Annotated in this window: 12 protein-coding genes, 1 tRNA gene and 1 pseudogene; 5 read left to right on the forward strand and 9 right to left on the reverse strand. The window is 44.8% G+C overall.

What is annotated here, in order from left to right:
• Positions 1-105: 105 nt before the first annotated feature.
• From cysW to QUA02_RS18900, 3 genes are all read right to left on the reverse strand, one after another.
• Positions 106-990 (reverse strand): sulfate ABC transporter permease subunit CysW, encoded by an 885-nt coding sequence (gene cysW, locus QUA02_RS18890; RefSeq protein WP_333029852.1) that lies wholly within the window; start codon positions 988-990, stop codon positions 106-108.
• The gene (gene cysT / locus QUA02_RS18895) at positions 980-1840 is read right to left on the reverse strand and encodes a sulfate ABC transporter permease subunit CysT (protein WP_333029853.1); all 861 of its coding nucleotides are present in this window, start codon (positions 1838-1840) and stop codon (positions 980-982) included. Before cysT ends, cysW begins: the two co-directional genes overlap by 11 nt.
• An 89-nt stretch (positions 1841-1929) precedes the next feature.
• Positions 1930-3087 (reverse strand): sulfate ABC transporter substrate-binding protein, encoded by a 1158-nt coding sequence (locus QUA02_RS18900; RefSeq protein ID WP_333029854.1) that lies wholly within the window; start codon positions 3085-3087, stop codon positions 1930-1932.
• 356 nt (positions 3088-3443) lie between these two features.
• Here QUA02_RS18900 and QUA02_RS18905 point away from each other — a divergent pair, with 356 nt between their 5' ends.
• From QUA02_RS18905 to QUA02_RS18920, 4 genes are all read left to right on the forward strand, one after another.
• Positions 3444-5603 (forward strand): WD40 repeat domain-containing protein, encoded by a 2160-nt coding sequence (locus QUA02_RS18905; RefSeq protein ID WP_333029855.1) that lies wholly within the window; start codon positions 3444-3446, stop codon positions 5601-5603.
• Between the two features lie 164 nt (positions 5604-5767).
• Positions 5768-5840: transfer RNA gene (locus tag QUA02_RS18910), tRNA-Thr, on the forward strand.
• 265 nt (positions 5841-6105) lie between these two features.
• Complete coding sequence (locus QUA02_RS18915) at positions 6106-6522, forward strand: hypothetical protein (protein WP_333029856.1); 417 nt, start codon at positions 6106-6108, stop codon at positions 6520-6522.
• Positions 6523-6528: 6 nt separating this feature from the next.
• Entirely contained in the window at positions 6529-7689 is a 1161-nt protein-coding gene (locus QUA02_RS18920; protein ID WP_333029857.1) for a hypothetical protein, read from the forward strand.
• A 133-nt stretch (positions 7690-7822) separates the two neighbouring features.
• Here the strand turns inward: QUA02_RS18920 and QUA02_RS18925 are convergent, their stop codons facing one another.
• Together QUA02_RS18925 and QUA02_RS18930 are read right to left on the reverse strand one after the other, a co-directional pair.
• Positions 7823-9721 carry an aminopeptidase P family protein gene (locus QUA02_RS18925; protein ID WP_333029858.1) on the reverse strand — a complete coding sequence of 633 codons (1899 nt, stop codon included), beginning with the start codon at positions 9719-9721 and terminating at the stop codon, positions 7823-7825.
• A gap of 16 nt (positions 9722-9737) precedes the next feature.
• On the reverse strand, positions 9738-10907 hold the full coding sequence (locus QUA02_RS18930; protein WP_333029859.1) for a pyridoxal phosphate-dependent aminotransferase: 1170 nt from the start codon (positions 10905-10907) through the stop codon (positions 9738-9740).
• A gap of 94 nt (positions 10908-11001) precedes the next feature.
• Here QUA02_RS18930 and QUA02_RS18935 point away from each other — a divergent pair, with 94 nt between their 5' ends.
• Positions 11002-11577, forward strand: coding sequence for a Uma2 family endonuclease (locus QUA02_RS18935; protein WP_333029861.1), 576 nt, complete (start codon positions 11002-11004; stop codon positions 11575-11577).
• Between the two features lie 32 nt (positions 11578-11609).
• Here QUA02_RS18935 and QUA02_RS18940 read toward each other — a convergent pair whose 3' ends face one another.
• The 4 genes and pseudogenes from QUA02_RS18940 to QUA02_RS18955 form a co-directional block, all read right to left on the reverse strand.
• Positions 11610-14651, reverse strand: a complete 3042-nt coding sequence (locus tag QUA02_RS18940; RefSeq protein WP_333029863.1) for an AAA family ATPase — start codon at positions 14649-14651, stop codon at positions 11610-11612.
• Between the two features lie 217 nt (positions 14652-14868).
• Positions 14869-16044: a metallophosphoesterase family protein gene (locus tag QUA02_RS18945; RefSeq protein WP_333029864.1), complete on the reverse strand. Its 1176-nt coding sequence runs from the start codon at positions 16042-16044 to the stop codon at positions 14869-14871.
• Between the two features lie 43 nt (positions 16045-16087).
• A pseudogene (locus QUA02_RS18950) lies at positions 16088-16387 on the reverse strand (DUF5615 family PIN-like protein); the annotation flags it as partial.
• A 45-nt stretch (positions 16388-16432) separates the two neighbouring features.
• Positions 16433-16759, reverse strand: a complete 327-nt coding sequence (locus QUA02_RS18955; RefSeq protein WP_333029865.1) for a DUF433 domain-containing protein — start codon at positions 16757-16759, stop codon at positions 16433-16435.
• Positions 16760-16891: the final 132 nt, after the last annotated feature.

Here is a 16891-nt window from a genome sequence, read left to right on the forward strand (position 1 = left end):
AGGGCGACGCACCCTACTAATGACTACTCATGACTAACAACGGCGCACCCTACAGCCTAATGAGTTCGGTGTACGCTGCGCACCCTACAGCCTAATGACTGATGATTATTCCTCAACTTCCTTGATGCTAGTTTTTCGTTCCAAAATCTCCTTAAGTACGAGGGTAACAACTGCTAAAAGACCGAGAACTACCGCCGCTGAAAATGCTGATTGCGTCGCGTACTGCTTGTAAGCATCCTCTACAAACAAAGGCAAAGTTTGCGTTTTTTTAGCAATATTTCCCGACACCACAGAGACTGCTCCAAATTCTCCCATCGCTCTAGCATTGGTCAAAATTACTCCGTAAAGCAATCCCCAGCGAATACTCGGAAGCGTGACATTCCAGAAAATTTGCCAGTCATTTGCTCCCAAAGTTTTCGCCGCCTCTTCTTGATCCGTTCCCACTTCTTCCAAAACAGGAATCACTTCGCGGGCCACAAAAGGCAAGGTAACAAATGCAGTAGCCAGCACCATTCCCGGGAAGGCAAAAATCACCTTAATATCAGCAGCTTCCAGCCACGGCCCGAACCATCCCACCCGACCGTAAAGCAGTACAATCATTAAACCTGCAACTACCGGAGATATGGCAAAAGGCACGTCTAAAATGCTGATTAATAGCGTGCGGCCCGGAAATTTGTTGCGGCCAATTACCCAGGCTGCACATAAACCGAATACTGTATTTACAGGCACAACTATCAGAGAAATCACCAGGGTAAGTTGCGCTGCGTGCAGAAACTCGGGCGATGTTAAGTTAGAAAAAAATGGCTCTACTCCCTTTCTGAAAGCTTGGTAAAAAACGTTGAGGGTGGGGACAAATAAGACAAGAGCAAGATAGGCGATCGCAATTCCGATTAAAGTTGGTTTTACCCACGCTTTCTCCTGACTCCGACTAGAACCTGCGGGCGGAAATTTGTTGTTGTAATCAGCGGGTGAATTTATCTTAGCCGTCATAGCGTCTTCTCCATGCTTGTAATAGATTAATTGCGAACAGCATGGTCAGCGAAATACCTAACAGGATAGTGCCGATAACTGTTGCTCCTGCATAGTCGTACTGTTCCAATCTTTGAAAAATTAATACTGGCGCGATTAAATCCTTGAACGGTATGTTAGAAGCTACAATTACAGTAGAGCCGTACTCGCCAACCGCTCGCGAAAATCCGAGGGCAACTCCGGTTAAAATAGACGGAAATAACGGCGGCAAAACTACTCGCCAGAAGGTTTGAAATTTAGAAGCACCTAAGCACCAAGCTGCTTCTTCGATGTCTTTTTCCATCTCGTTTAAAACAGGCTGTACGGTTCTAACTATAAATGGAAAGGAAATAAATATCATCGCTATACCTACGCCCAAGCGAGTAAAGGATATCTTGATTCCCAAAGGTGCAAAAAGCGAACCAATCCAGCCGTTATCGCTGTAAACTGTGGCGAGAGTTAAACCGGCGACGGATGTGGGTAGTGCAAAGGGCAAATCGACGATTGCATCGACAATCCGTTTTAAGGGAAAGTCGTAGCGGACTAATACCCAGGCAATTAATGTGCCGAAGACTCCGTTAATTAATGCCGCAATTAATGCTGTAAAGAAGGTGACATCGTAGGCGGAAAGGGCGATCGGACTGGTGGCAATTGCCCAAAATTCGGCGGGGTTTGCTGTGCTGGCTTTCAGCAGCATTGCTGCAACTGGGAGCAATAGCATTAAACTGAGGTAGCCTAGGGTGATTCCCCAAGGTAATGTGATTTTGCCGATCGCCCTTTTGATATTTTCTATCGGAGATTGAGGGTTGCTGGTTGGAGATGATACAGCCATAAGTGAATAGTTTTGAGTTGTCAAGAATAGTGAATCTTTTAGAGCCCCGACAACTTCGGGGAAGTCTGGGCTCTGAGCATTCTGTTTTTTTACTGTTTAATTGAACCTTGGATTTTGTCAAAAACAGCTCCGTCATCGAAGAATTTCTTCTGAATATCTCCCCAACCTCCTAAGTCTTGAGCTGTAAATAGGGTTTTGATGGGGGCATATTTTTGGACAAATTCTGGTTCCGCGGCTACTGTCGCATCTACTGGGCGGAAGCCTGCTTTGGCAAATTCTCGCTGAGCTTCTGGGGTGTACAGAAATTTGACAAATGCTTCGGCGACTTCGCGGGTGCCGTGTTTGGTGACGTTTTTATCGACGATGGCAATCGGATTGTCGATCGAAACATTGACTTCGGGAATAGTATAAGTCGGTTTTTCGCCTTTCTGACCTGCCAGAAGAATTTCGTTTTCGTAGTTAATTAAGGCGTCGCCTTGGCCTTGTTTGAAAAATACGTCGGTGGCTTCGCGGGCATCTTTAGTCAGGATGGGGACGTTTTTGTAGACTTTGCTAGTAAAGTCTAATGCTTTGGTTTCGTCTCCTCCGGTTTTGAGAATCGAACCCCAAAGTGCGAGGAAATTCCAGCGTGCAACGCCTGATGTTTTGGGATCGGCAGTAATCACTTTTACTCCGTCTTTGCTTAAATCTTCCCAGTTTTTGATGCCTTTGGGATTGCCTTCGCGGGTGACTATTGCTGCTACGGATTTGCTGACTATGCCATCGTTGGGGGCTTCTTTTTCCCACCCGGGCTCAATGAGTCCGGCTTTTTCGATTTTTGCGGTGTCGAGGGCGAGGGCTAGGTGTACGATGTCTGCTTCTAAACCGTCAATTACGGCCCGAGTTTGGGAACCGGAACCGCCGTAGCTTTGGTTGAAGGTGACGGTTTGCCCTTTTTCTTTTTGCCACTGTTCCACAAATTTGGGAATTATGGCTTCGTGGGCGGCTTTGGTGACGGCGAATGATACTAGGGTTAATTCTACGTTGCCTTTGTTGGCTGCTGGGCTAGCACCGCCTGGACTGCTGCCGGGACTGGCTGCGGGGTTGTTGCTGGTTCCCTGGCTGCAGGATGCAACGGCCAGACTTAAAGTTATTCCCACTAAAAATAGCGACACAAATCTTTTCAGTGCAGTCAATGATTTATTTGTGCCGGCGGGTGGCTGTTGCGGCCAGTGAAGGTGTTGAGTTAGGCGTTGCCACGGACTCATTATATTTATTCCTAAGCGAGAAAGTACGGTTTTTAGGTCGGAATACCGTAATTATGGTTGTGAAGTACGATTATAGACAAGAGCGAGTGAAATGGCAATAAAAAAAACGAATTGGGGGAACTCAGGGTCGATCGAATATCCTGAAGTCTTTTCCCTCGGTGTTTTTGATTCAGATTAGCGGTAAAATGTAAACCGTATAAACACGGCTCGATCGAGTCAAGGTGCTAAGCTTGCGCGGCTGCACGATACGCCTTACGGATACCATCGACCGATCGCCCAAATGTAAGAGTCCCGCCCCAGGGGGGATGCGCCTGACTCGCGCGATCGCCCTTAACTAAGAAAAAGTTTTAACTGGTATGTCCTTACCCCGCCCCGTCTCAGACACCCTAATTGAACTGTTGAAGCCTGTAGCCTCTGAATTGGGAGAAAGATTGGGCGCAAGCGCTGTCAACGAACGCTATGCAGAAATTGAGCCGTCTGGTTCTTCAGCTTTGAACCAGCAAATCAAAAAAGACCCCCGCTGGATTAAAGCACAAGTGAGATATTTGCAGCGGCAGCAGGCGAGAGAACAAGAATTAATCGCGATCGCTGGCGCAGAAGAAGAATGGGTAAAGGAAGAACGCGCTAATCGAATCAAGGCAGAAGAAGTGAGAGATAAGCGGGCAATTAGCCGGCTTTGCCGCGAGTTAATGCGAGAGTTTCAATCAGAAGCAATTCGAGTTAAGCTGAGCGAAATTCAAACTATTTGGGACAGAGACAACTGGTTTTCTAATTTGAGCAGGCAGGAAACTGAACAGATTTTGCAGCAGCAGCAGCACCGATTGCTGCTGTTAGTTGCTCCCGCAAAAATTAGCCAAGATTGCCCGGATTCGTTTCGCCACAATCTGAATATCGAGCTGCCGGGTAAGTTGAGAGCTTTTTTGAACCAGCACTACCCCCAGCACGGAGATTTGTGCCCGGTTCAGTTTTACGGAGACTATTTCAAAAAATCGATTTCTGATATTGATGTGGAGCGGTTGCAGACTGTGTTGTCTCCCGTACCTACAGCTATACTGTACAGCGATATCAGCGATTATGAAGTTAATTTTCATGTAGGTTTTTGGGGAATAATCAATCAGAGCGTTTCTCTAGTCGCGATGCAGCCTTGGAATTGGGAAGAGGTTTATCATCAGTTAGAATCGCAGGGGAAAGATGAAAAGCTTAGCCTGCGGATTATTCGGCAAATAATTGTGACAATTCACAAATTATTGGCTGCTTTTTTAGCGGATTTGTATTATTTAAATATCGATTTTACTCACGAACCTCAGCTATTTAAATTAGAGGCGGAATTTGCTCAGGAATGGTTTTCTAAAGATTGGGCCCTACCGTATATTGACACTCTTAAAGAAATTCAAGAGCAGCAGCGAATAACGTATAAGGGAGAGATGCGGCGGCTGGCTTTGCGAGAGGCGAAAGCTAAGGCCGAACGCAAGCGTTTGGAGGAGGCTGAGATTAAACGCAGAGAGGAAGCTGAGGCGGCATCTGTGCGGGCGAAGGAATTAGCTCACAAATTTAAAAATCTGAAATGGCGCTGCGTATACACGGTGCCTGGACATTCATCGTTTGTGAATTCTCTGGCAATTAGTCCTGACGGCAAAATTCTGGCTAGCGGCAGTTGGGATAAAACTATTAAGATTTGGAATTTAGAAACAGCGGAATTAATTGGCACTCTGACGGGACATTCCGATCGCGTAAATTCGGTTGCTATTAGCTATGACGGAAAAATGTTGGTCAGTGGCAGTTCGGACGAAACAATTAAGTTTTGGAATTTGCACAGCGGTGATTTGCTGTGTACTTTTCCGGGACATTCTATGGAGGTGAATTCGGTGGCGATTAATCCGAAGAGCCAGGTAATTGCTAGCTGCGGCGGGGCTGATAATACGATTAAGCTTTGGAATTTGCGGAGTGGTGAGTTGCTGCGAACTTTGAGGGGTCATTCTGACAATGTGAATGCGGTGGTTTTTAGCCCGGACGGTAAAATATTGGCCAGCGGCAGTTCGGATGCGACGAGCAAGGTTTGGGATGTGGAAAGCGGCAAGTTGCTGCGGACTCTTTCGGGGTTGAATGTTGGGGTGAATTCTGTGGCGATCGCGCCGGACGGTCAGATTCTTGCTAGCGTGAGCAATGATTATACGATTAAGCTGCGGAATTTGCACACGGGCAGTTTGTTGCGGATTTTAAATTCTAATTCGCCAAAAGGAAAGGGTGTAGCAAATTTAGGAATGAATGAGGCGCTGCATATTTTGCAGAATTATGTGAGTCGGGGCGATTCGGTTGCTATCAGTGGGGACGGTTTGACTTTGGCTAGCGGCTGCGATGATAATACGATTAATATTTGGAATTTGCAGACGGGGGAGCTGTTGAGCGCTCTTAAGGGACATTCGGGTACGGTGTATTCGGTGGCGATCGCACCTTCGGGCAATATACTTGTCAGCGGAAGTGCGGATGAGACGATCAAGATTTGGCGCTGCGATTAAGAAATCAGGACACGGCAGTGCCGTTTCCATACAATATTATTTGGACGTAGGGAAACTGCCTTGCCGTGTCCGACCTTGCGGGTAGGGCTTTTGGGCGAATTTGAAAAAAACTTGGTCTGGGGGGTTGCGCTGATGGCTGTATGTTTGCTATATTAGTTTTTGTTGCTGGTGTAACTCAGTTGGTAGAGTAGCTGATTTGTAATCAGCCTGTCGCAAGTTCGAGTCTTGTCACCAGCTTATTTCAGGAAATAAAGGCTAGATAAAACTTCTAGCCTTTATTTTTTTTGCCTCGTGGGCGATCGTCTCACGGCGCTTGTCACCCGCCTCAGCAATTTTGATTGTTAACGTAATCTTTTTTTCAAAAATAGAAATATCTAGAGCTATATTGAATCTGGCGATCGCCAACTTGAGCGTCTGATTATCAAGTTTGATTAAATGTTAGCAACTCAGGTTAGCAAGCTATTCTAAACTAAATTTGTCAGCACTGTACCGGAGCAGCGAAATGTCCCCTTGGGTAAAAGATCCACATTCAGGCGGAGTTAAAATCCCTCCGGCAGTTCAAGAACGGGTGAAGCAGCGTATTCTCGATTATGCTGCTGCTAACTACGCTGGTAAGTACACTCGCCTAGGCATCCGCTTTCGCAGTCAGTTTTGTTACATTGATGCCTATACAGAACCTGATGTCCCCCTAGATTTTCCGAGCAAAGAGCTTCGCATATCTCGTGAAGAATATTTAGAACGAAGGCGAAATACCCCCCTTCACCTGTGTCGGCTGCGTTACTTTAGTGATGAAGAAGCTTGGACTCTGGGGTTTTACGCCTATAGCAGTGAAAAATACGAGCCTTGTATGTTCAGAAATGGCAGTTTCTACGGTACGCCTGAAGAAGCCTTTGATATCTCTTCTATGTACTTGCAATAACCCAAAATGAGCGAATATCAATATTACGAGTTTCAAAGCGTCGATCGACGTTTGACTCAATCCGAACAAGAAGCACTCAGCCAACTCTCTAGTCGCGCGCAAATCAGCTCTAGTAGAGCTATTTTTGTCTATAGCTATGGAGACTTACCGGGCCAAGAAAAACAATTATTAATCAAATATTTCGATGCTATGTTTTACATAGCTAATTGGGGATCATTACAATTAATGTTTCGTTTTCCCAAAGGTTTGATTGATATTGAACTGATGCAGAAATATTGCGTTGAAGATATAGTTGAGGTTTCGGAAATTAATAATTTTGTCATTTTAGAGATTTCTATTAATGAGGAAGAAGGTTTTGATGGGTGGATAGAGGGAGAAGGAAATTTATCCTCTTTGATAGGTTTGCGCCAGGAAATTTTGCAGGGAGATTATCGTTTACTTTATTTGGCTTGGCTGAAAGGGATTACCTATCTTGATGAACTCGACGACGAAGATGAAGATGAGCGAGATGATGATGATGAAAATGATGATGCAAATGATGATCGAGAAGGACTAGAGCCACCTGTTCCTCCTAATTTCGGTAAGTTATCTTCATCGTTACAGGCTTTTATCGATATTTTTGAAGTGGATGAGCATCTACTGAAAGCTGCAATTAGTGCGAGTGTTACTAAAGATTCAATTCCCGAAAGTAGCATCAAAGAAGCTATCAAAAAACTTGAACGTTCTGAAGTTGATACTTTTTTACTGCGGTTACTCAAGGAAGAATCTAATCTGTCTATAAAATTGGGTAAGAAATTATCAGAAATAATAGAATTTAGGCAAAAGCAAAATCCCGGAAAACGAACAATTAGTCAGCTTTTAGCAAGCGCAAAAAAGGAAGAAAAAAAGGAAGAATACAGAATAGAACAGGAAGCTAAAGCTGCACGAATCAGAGAATTAGAAGCTTTGGCTAAGCGAGAAACGGCTGCTTGGGAAGATATAGACGCTCTTATTCAAAAAGGAACTTCTAAATCTTACGACGAAGTAGTGCCGTTACTTTTAAAACTCCGAGATTTGGCTGATTATCAAAAGCAGCAAATTAAGTTTTTAACACGGCTTCAACAACTGCATAATAAATATAGCAGTCGCTCTGGATTGAAAAGACGTTTGCTTAAGGCGAATTTATAATCCAATACGCTGGGGAGAGGACTATTTCTTGCTCGGAGATCCCCCTAAATTCCCCTTAAAAAGGGGAGTAGGGGTTGACTTTGATGCAGCTATTTTCCCGCCCTTTTTAAGGGGGGATCTGGCTTAACTAAACCTATTGAATTTTACCTAATACAGCGCAGGCTTTTTTCAACCAGGCGATTGTTGCTGCATCCACTACGGGCGCGAGTTTCTCGACTACAGCAGCATGATAATGATTCAACCATGCTAGTTGAGTCTGTGACAGCCGATCGACATTTATTAATTTGCGCTCAAACGGAATATACGTCAGCGGTTCAAATCTGTACCAAACCGTATCATTTTTTGATGGCATTTCCCTGACAACATAGAGATTTTCGATGCGAATTCCGCCCCATCCCGGTTCGTAATATCCCGGTTCAATGCTAGTTACCATTCCGGCTTCCAGGGGATACTGCACAGATTTGCTGATGCCGTTGGGCCCTTCGTGACCGGCTAAAAACGCGCCGACTCCGTGCCCGGTACCGTGTCCGTAGTCTAGCTGTTCTTGCCATAATACCGCACGGGCGATCGCATCTAATTGCGCTCCCGTTGTTCCTTTAGGGAATTGCTGCATTGCACAGTTAATGTGGGCGATTAAGACTGTGGTGTAGTGTTCTATTTGTAGCGCCGTCGGTTCTCCGATACTTACTGTTCTCGTATCGTCGGTTGTACCTGCTAAATATTGCGCGCCTGAGTCCAATAACAGCATTTCCCCCGGTTTTAACGTTATTTCTGGGCTGGGGGTTCCGTAATGTACGATCGAGCTATTGGCTCCCGCACCGGCGATCGTTCTAAAAGTTAAAGTCTGAAAATCTGTTTCTTGCTGGTAAAAATTTTCGATGCTTTCTTTGACATCAAACTCGGTCACTACCTTACCATTTTCTAGCTGTTCTGTCAACCACTTTAAAGTAAAAGTTTTCGCTCGACTTGCTTTGAAATTAGCTGATTTCATCTGCTCGATTTCTACGGGATTTTTGCGAGCTTTCATCCCTTCGATGGGATTCGTTTCAAAAACTATTTCGATGTTGTAGAACTGCGCTTCTTGCTGGTTTAAGATTAACTGGTACGTGCCTGCTGTGCTGTGTTTCGGGTCTAAAAGTACCCGAACTTTATTTGGCAAATTTACGCAAGTTTCTAATGTATGCGGATAGTCTGCGTAGGGAAGTAAAGTTACATCCGCCCGCAATTCTTGCTTGATTTCTGCTGAAACGCGATCGGGATTTGTAAACAAAAACGCTGAATCTGCGGTGACAATGGCATAGGATATGAAAATGGGGATGTGGGGAATATCCGAGCCTCGGAGATTGAACAGCCAGGCTATTTGATTGAGGTTGGTAATCGGTAGCACGTCGATGTTGGCGAGTTGCATCGCTTCCCTGACTCTAGCTAATTTTTCGGCGGCGGTTTCTCCTGTCAAGGATACAGGTAAGCTAAATATCGGCTCTGCATCAATCGCGGGTAAAGTCTCTGCTGTTTGCCAAGGATTTTGCGATCGCACTTTGTCTGTCAAATTCTCCGGAATTGGTACGATCTCAATCTCTGCATTCGCGAATTTTTTCACCCAATTTTGATATTGCTCTGTCGCTACAGTAAACGGGTCAAAACCCATGCGAAGTTTAGTTAATTTTTCTGCCGATTCTACAGCCAGTTTTTCTAAAGTTTCAATTAAGGTTAAATTTCCTTCTAAGCCGAGTTTCGATATTTGAATAATTCCAGTATCGACTTGCAATTCTGCTTGTTCGTAATAGCGGGAATCCACAAACAACCAAGCGGAATTTTTGCCAACCAACAAATCGCCGGCGGAACCCGTAAAACCGCAGAGCCAAGCTCGCCGTTGCTTGGCTGCTGGAACTGATAAATTTAAGTGTTCGTCAACTGCTGGGATGAAATAGCAATCTAAGTCGTAATCTGCCATCAAATCGCGCAAGTCTGCCAGTTTTGCAGCGGAGGTATCTTGAATATTTGTATTTGCTTTCAAGTTAGTTGCAATCATTTTTAAATCTCCTATTTTAGTTATTTAAAATTGTCTTCAAGCCTTTAACTAATCTCCTAATACCTGCGGTGGCGGTTGCTTTTTCCAGAGCACCGTAAGCAACGCGTAAATAGCAGCCGCTATCCATGCCGAATGTTGTACCGGGAAGCACTGCTACGTGATATTCGCGAATTAATTGTTCGACTAATTCCATTGTATCGAGTTCAGTGTCAACTTTCAAGAAAAAGTAGAATGCTCCGCAGGCTGGGGAAATTGTACACAAGTTTTGGATGGTATTGAGTTCGTCTAATACGATTTGTCTCGCGGAGGCGATCGCCCTTACATAATTATCGCAGTAACCTCTACCAACTTGCAAGGCTCCCAGGGCTGCATACTGGGAAATCACCGGCGGACAAATTAAGATTGTATCTTGAATTTTCCTCACTGAAACGAGCAAGTGTTCTGGGATTACCATATACCCAATCCGCCAACTCGCAAAACCGTAGGCTTTGGAGAGGGTAAACAAAGAAATTGTGTATTCGCTGCTGTCGGGAAAAGCTGCGGGAGAACAGTGTTTAACTCCCTCATAAGTAAAATATTCGTAAGCTTCGTCGCTGATGTGATAGATGTGGTGCTGGCGGCAAATTTCGTTAACTTCCCGGAGTGCTTCAGCAGAATAAACAACGCCAGTTGGATTGTTTGGTGAAATGGTGACAATTGCTCGCGTCTTCTCGGTAATTGCTTTTTTTATAGCAGCGATATTGAGTTGATAGTTGGCGTCTGTTTCTACAATTACGGGACGGCAATTTGCCATAACTGCCGCCATTTCGTGGTTGAAGTAATAAGGGGATTGAATAATAACTTCGTCCCCCGCTGAAGTGATGGCAAGAATCGCGTTGGTAAATCCCATGTTGCTGCCGGCGGTAACAACAACGCAGTTTCTGCTGTTAATTTCTATGCCGTTATCTGTTTTGAGTTTCGCTGCGATTGCAGCTTGTAATTGTGGAAGTCCTTCGACGGCTTTGTATTTGTGATTGTCGGGATTTGCGAAGAATTCGGGGATTTTCTCAAATGATTCTTGTGGCGGATTGTAGTAAACTACGCCTTGTCCTAAAGATATCGTTCCCGGATTTTGGCGGATCAGTTCGCCTACTACTGGAATGATTGGCGACTGTACCGATTGCATTCGAGTTGGATTAATTTTCATATAAAATTTGTTATTTACGGCGTTATCTGATAATTTATGCTACCGCAAAATCGTGCTAAAATGAAATATCAGCTCATAACAGGAGAAAGTTCCTATGTCAACGATGACTGTCAAAGATGTTGAGCAAGTTCAAACTGCTTTTTCTGAAGCTGGTTTAGATTACCAAATTGAACTAGAAGGCGGGAAACTTTCAATTATGGGCCCATCTGACATCGTATCCAGTGAAATCAGCAGCCGTCTCATTGCCTTTCTTTTCGCTTGGGTAAATCCCCGCCGTCTCGGACGAGTTTTTGACTCCGCAGGCGGCTTTATTATGCCAGATACTAACGTCAAAGCACCCGATGTTTCTTTTGTGCGCGCCGCACGATTGCGCCAAAGTCCCCGTTATTTCGGACAACTTGTCCCCGATTTGGTGGTAGAGATTAAATCTCAAAGCGATCGCATACAGCCAATCGAAACCAAGGTTTTGAAGTTTGTTGAGCTCGGAGCGATTGTCGGAATTGCGATCGATCCTGATGAAGAAACAGTGAAGATTTATCGCTCTGCTGGCGAACCACAAATCTTACAAAATGGCGATATCTTAACAGTACCAGAACTTTTCCCCGGTTGGGAATTGCCGGTTTCTGAATTGTGGCCTCCCATCTTTACAGAAGAAGAAACACAATCCTAGAAAAAATACAATATATCGCAACAAGCAGAGAGTTAAACTCTTTCAATTTCTATTGTAGAACCTTGCGGCGATTTGTATACTTTAACTTGTGCGGGCAATCTTTCGCCTAATCCTCGAACGTGGGTAATCACTCCAATCAGCCTTTCTCGCTGCCGCAAAGATTCTAAAATTTGAGTAACGCTTTCGAGAGTTTCGGTGTCTAAAGTGCCAAATCCTTCATCTAGAAACAAGCTGCCCAACTGAGTTCCTTGAGACAGTTTTTCTGACAAAGCTAAAGCCATTGATAAGGAAGTGGCAAAGGTTTCGCCACCGGAAAGTGTTCGCACTCGTCTAGCTTCACCGCCGTTCCAATTATCTGTTACCCAGTATTCGCCGTCTTGGTTTTTTAATTTGTAGCGATTTTCGGTTAATTCTTGCAAAATTAATGTGGCGCTGCCGACTAATTCTGCTTCTAAATGTTCTAAAATGTAGGATTGAAATTCGTTGGATTTGAGATTCTGCGCTAAGGTGTGATAAGTTTGCTCTTGTTCTGTGAAATTTTTGATTTGCTGTGACAGTCTTTCGGCTTGTTCGAGATTTTGGGCTGCTACTTGAATCCAAGCTAAAAGTTCGGCGCGGTTCTTGTTGGCTTGTTTTAGATTTTCTTGGGCGGTGTGTTTTGCAGCACGCACTTGTGCTAAAGTATTTTCATCGCTAGTCCTGCCTGCGATCGCCTCGCTCAAATCTTTCGCCCGCGTCTCTAACTGAATTTTTGACTCGCGCACAGAGCGAATGGCATTTTCCCATTGCGATTGTTCCTTAACTGTCGCAACCGCTGCTAAAAATGTCTCTTCTGTGAAATCAGCCGCTGTTAATTTTGCTGACCAATCCAGGTTTAACTGCTGTTTGTGGGCCTGGGCTTGTCCAAAAACCTCTCCAGCTTGTTGCTCTCTCTCTGCTGCTTGAATAGCAGTATTTTGAGCAGTTTGATAAGATTTTTCGGCAACTTTCACCAGATTTGCCAAGTCTTGCTTGTCGTCTTCTAAGGCTTTTGCTAAATTAGCATAAGGTTGATATTCGGTAATTTGATAAAGCGCATTTACACAACTTTGCAACTGCTGCTGCCGGCGGTCTGATTCGCCGATCGCATCTTGATATTCTTGCTGTTTAGCTGCTTGAGTCGCCGCTGCAAAATTAAATCTTTGTTGAAAATTATCATATTCCAATGATGCCAGTTGGAACTGCTGTTCGATTTCGCGGTATTGGCGATCGCTCTCTTTAAGCATTGCCAACTCCTGCTGCAACCGCAAGACTTCCCACTGAGGATTTTCCAGAACTTGAGTGATTTGCTGCTGCAATTCGGCAACTCTATTCGCGGTTAATTCCAACATTTGAGCAATTTCCAACTCTTTTTGCTGGCAGGATGAAACTGCGCTTTTTCCCTCAGCAGCCTCCATTTGAGCACCTTGAAAAGCCTGATTTGCCGTCGCAAATTTCCGCCGCAAACCAGCGACATTGACAATATTAGAGTTGGGCAAAGGAGGGAGCCGATCGCTCTCAGGATGCACCCCCCCGCACACCGGGCAAATATCGCCAGAATCCAGCGACATTCTGACAGCAGCAACACTCTCTAAACGCGCCGCTTCCGCATTAGCTGTTTCCGCCGCTTCTAACTCGCCGCCGCACTTTTTCAGCTTGATTGCGGCGGCTTCTAAATTAGCAACAACCTGCACATAATGCTGTTGATATCTTTCCCTCTCTGCGATTGATTTATTCAACTGTTCCTGCTGACTTTTTCCCTGCTTGGCAATTAGCTCAAATTCCATCAATAAGGGTGCAATTTGCTGCAATTGCTCTAAACGCTTTCCTCCGGGCGAATATTGTTCGAGCAGTCCCGCTGCTTTAGTAACTCGAAAACCAGCCGCCTGAATTTTAGTGTTAGCAGCTTGCAGTTCTTTATCTGCTGCTTTAAAAAAGCGGAGTTTTTCCTGTTGAGTTTTTTGGGCGCGCGCAACTTCTGTTTCTAATTGAGCGCGCTGTTCTTCATATACTTTAGCAGCAGCCAGAGCATCTTCGCGAGCCTTAATTTGCGCAGCTAATGCCTCTGATTTGGCTTTGGCCGCATCAAGTTGCTGCTGCTCTGCTGCCAGCTCTGAGCGAGCTTTAATTAACCGCTCTCGCGCTGCCACCGCAGCACTTTCGGCAGTTTCATGTTGACTGCGAGCCGATCGCACTAAAGCCCAATCTCCCTGTAAATGATTGGCAGCTTGCGCTCTTTCTAAACGCTGTGCTAAAATTGTCATCTCAGCGGAACTAGCATTTAATTCAGCCAGTTCTTGTTGCAGCTCTTGCCAGCGAGCGATTTGCGAAAATAGCTGTTCCTCTTCATCTAGATCCTTTTGAGCTTTCATCACAGCGCGATCGAACTCCGGCAACTGCTGCTCTAAAATCAAAAGTTGCGATCGTCTTTGAGCCACCTCATCCGCCGTCGGCGCACTCAACTCAGCTAACTGCCTTTCCACCATTTCCCGTTCCTGTTTCAGCAACTTTGCGAGTTCGTTTGCTTCCTTCCGCATCTGCTCAAAAATCTCAAATCCCGCTAGCTGCCGCAAAATTTCCCGGCGTTTTGAAGCATCCCCTTTAATAAACTCATCAAACTTGCCTTGAGGCAGAACAATTGCTCGCGTAAAAGTATCAAAATCCATTCCTAAAATCTGTTCAATGGTATTTTGAACAGCAACAATACTCGTCCCCAAAGTTTCCCATTGACCATTTTGCCAGTTGTCTAAAATCACCTTATTCTCGGGATTTTTTGGACGGAAACGCCACCTTCGCGTCACCCTATACTGTGCGGAACCCACAGAAAAACGCAACTGCACTTTTAAATTTTCGCTGCCTTGACTTGCCAAATCGCTTACTTGTTTGCCGCTGCGAGTTGTCGTGCCAAAAAGAGCGTAAGTCATGGCATCTAGCAGTGAAGATTTGCCTGCACCTGTAGCACCAGTAATTGCAAACAAATCGAGTTCAGAAAAATCTAAACGCTGTTCGCGGTGGAAGCTGGTAAATCCTTCGAGAATAAGTTCTAGTGGACGCATACTGATTTTAGATTTGGATTTGGGATTTTAGATTGTTATATTCAGCTCTACTTTCTTCCTTCTACAGTCTTCCCGCTCCCGCCTTAATAAGGGGGACAAGAGTATTATCAAAGTCCCCCTGTTTAAGAGGATTTAGGGGGATATAGACTCGACTACAAGCGAGATGTATCGTGGGTTTTAGTCTTAAAATGATTTGAAATTGTATCTTTTTACGCATTTAATTATTAACTGTTTCCTTAAACTTTTTGTATAAATTCTGAAATTCCTCCAATACTTCCGGTTTCGGTGTCGTTCCCAATCGGTTTTGATAATAGTTGCAAAACTCTGCGGCCGGATCGAAATTATTGGGATCGATATTAGTTATTTCTGTGGGTTCTAGCGCTGCATCTGGATAGCGCGGTTCAATTAACAGCGCTTGAGAACAGATTTGACGCACTCGATCGGCAAGTCCGATTTGCGGACTGTCCAGTTCGACAATTACTTTCAAGAAACCAGGATGATACTGATGAGCTTGTAAAGTTTCATCGAGATTGTCGTTATGACATTTAAGCACTTTTAACGGCTTGTGGCAAGCCACAGGCTTAAATTCCACCTTGGCCTGACTTCCCGGCTCAACTTCTATCAAGCAAAATCCTTTTTCTTGTTCCGCTTCTCCAAAATCTAACTGAATCAAAGAACCGGAATAATAAGCGGGAGAAGTCTCAGAAATCCGCTGGTGAATGTGGATGTGTCCGAGGGCGACATACTGAGCTTCCGGCGGCAGAGTTTGCGAGGAAAGCAGGTATTTTTCTCGCGTGTAGTAAGCGACTTCGGATTTAGCCAATCGAGCGCCGTCAATGCTCATGTGTCCCACGAGCATATTCACAGTATTGTCTCTAAAATCCCTGGTTAAATCTTGCAGTAAATCTGCCACAATTTCGCGGTAATCTTTGCGGCGGTCGGTATCGCCCGAGTGCCAGAGAGAATTAGCATCTAACAGTCTTTGTTCGGAAGCAAAAGGCATTGCTCCCACGCAAAGTTTGCCGCTTTTAGTGTTAAGATTAATTGTGCCGCCGTCTGCGGAACGCCTGACTTTACCTAAAGCGCGAACGCCGGCGAGGGAAAGCAATTGGGCGATGCTGTCGATGCGGGATGCAGAATCGTGATTGCCGGCGATCGCAATTGCGGGAATTCCGGCGGCTTGCAATTCGCAGAAAAAGTTATAAGCAATGCGTTCGGCGTAAGCGGTGGGGTTGGGCACGTCGAAAATGTCGCCCGCAACGAGCACAGCATCGACATCCAAGGCTTTTGCTTGCTTCAAAATTTGTTCGAGGGCGATCGCAATTTCAAAAGTGCGATCGATTCCTCGGAAACGCCGCCCTAAATGCCAGTCAGCAGTATGAATTATTCGCATAGTATAAGTGAATTTCAGACTCGATGTATTCTATCACTTATATTCAGTCCGACGGGCGATTAACTCGAATCAGCATACCTCTCAAAGTTTCGAGATTAGAAATAGCCTCATTAATCCGCGCAGCCAGCCGCTGCCAATTTCGATCGCTCGTGCATACAATAATCCCATTATGGTCAGAACTTAACCTGTGCAGTCGAATAAAATCTGGTCTGTTTAGTGTCACAATTGCGCGATTCGTGCTAACAGCAAAAGCTAGAACTTCTTCATCTGGAATCTTTTGATTTGCATTCCCCGCTTCTTGAACAGTAAGGACATCATGCCCAAAATTACGCAGTATTTTTACGACCGGGAAAGGGTATTATTCATCTGCATAAATACGCGCCACAGTTTATGCCTTTTCTTGTTCTCTAATTGCTTTCTCAATCTCATCAACGTGTGCCTCAGCATAAGCAAAACCATTTACCAAATCGGCAGCACTCAGATCGGGATGACCTTCTAAAATATGAGCATCGCTAGCACCTTCACGGCGATAACTTATCAACAGCCAAATAGGAAACCGCGTTTGTCTGATACAGGCTTCGCCACCCATTACGCCGGGAGTCTTTTGAATTCCCGGCCAAAAATTGCTTAAACTTTGAGCTAGTAATTGTATAGCTTGAGCTTTTTCTTCGGAAGTTAATGCAAGGAGTTGCGGTTGTAATTCTTTCAGTGTCATATTCGTTATTCGTACTTAATAGTAAAAAAATATATGTTGGGTCTCCATCAAACTATTCTAGCACTTACCATCCCAAATTGTATTCAACATATTTAACTGCCAATCCTAGCGTACTGCATACCAAACCCGCGA

It is taken from the genome of Microcoleus pseudofavosus SVA1_A4 (genome assembly GCF_036700565.1).
GTDB lineage: Bacteria > Cyanobacteriota > Cyanobacteriia > Cyanobacteriales > Microcoleaceae > Microcoleus.

Coding starts and splice junctions, on each gene's coding strand:
- QUA02_RS18920 (WP_333029857.1), top strand. CDS start 6,529: ATGAGCGAATATCAATATTACGAGTTTCAAAGCGTCGATCGACGTTTG.
- QUA02_RS18940 (WP_333029863.1), bottom strand. CDS start 14,651: ATGCGTCCACTAGAACTTATTCTCGAAGGATTTACCAGCTTCCACCGC.
- QUA02_RS18905 (WP_333029855.1), top strand. CDS start 3,444: ATGTCCTTACCCCGCCCCGTCTCAGACACCCTAATTGAACTGTTGAAG.
- QUA02_RS18935 (WP_333029861.1), top strand. CDS start 11,002: ATGTCAACGATGACTGTCAAAGATGTTGAGCAAGTTCAAACTGCTTTT.
- cysW (WP_333029852.1), bottom strand. CDS start 990: ATGACGGCTAAGATAAATTCACCCGCTGATTACAACAACAAATTTCCG.
- QUA02_RS18915 (WP_333029856.1), top strand. CDS start 6,106: ATGTCCCCTTGGGTAAAAGATCCACATTCAGGCGGAGTTAAAATCCCT.
- QUA02_RS18930 (WP_333029859.1), bottom strand. CDS start 10,907: ATGAAAATTAATCCAACTCGAATGCAATCGGTACAGTCGCCAATCATT.
- QUA02_RS18900 (WP_333029854.1), bottom strand. CDS start 3,087: ATGAGTCCGTGGCAACGCCTAACTCAACACCTTCACTGGCCGCAACAG.
- cysT (WP_333029853.1), bottom strand. CDS start 1,840: ATGGCTGTATCATCTCCAACCAGCAACCCTCAATCTCCGATAGAAAAT.
- QUA02_RS18955 (WP_333029865.1), bottom strand. CDS start 16,759: ATGACACTGAAAGAATTACAACCGCAACTCCTTGCATTAACTTCCGAA.
- QUA02_RS18925 (WP_333029858.1), bottom strand. CDS start 9,721: ATGATTGCAACTAACTTGAAAGCAAATACAAATATTCAAGATACCTCC.
- QUA02_RS18945 (WP_333029864.1), bottom strand. CDS start 16,044: ATGCGAATAATTCATACTGCTGACTGGCATTTAGGGCGGCGTTTCCGA.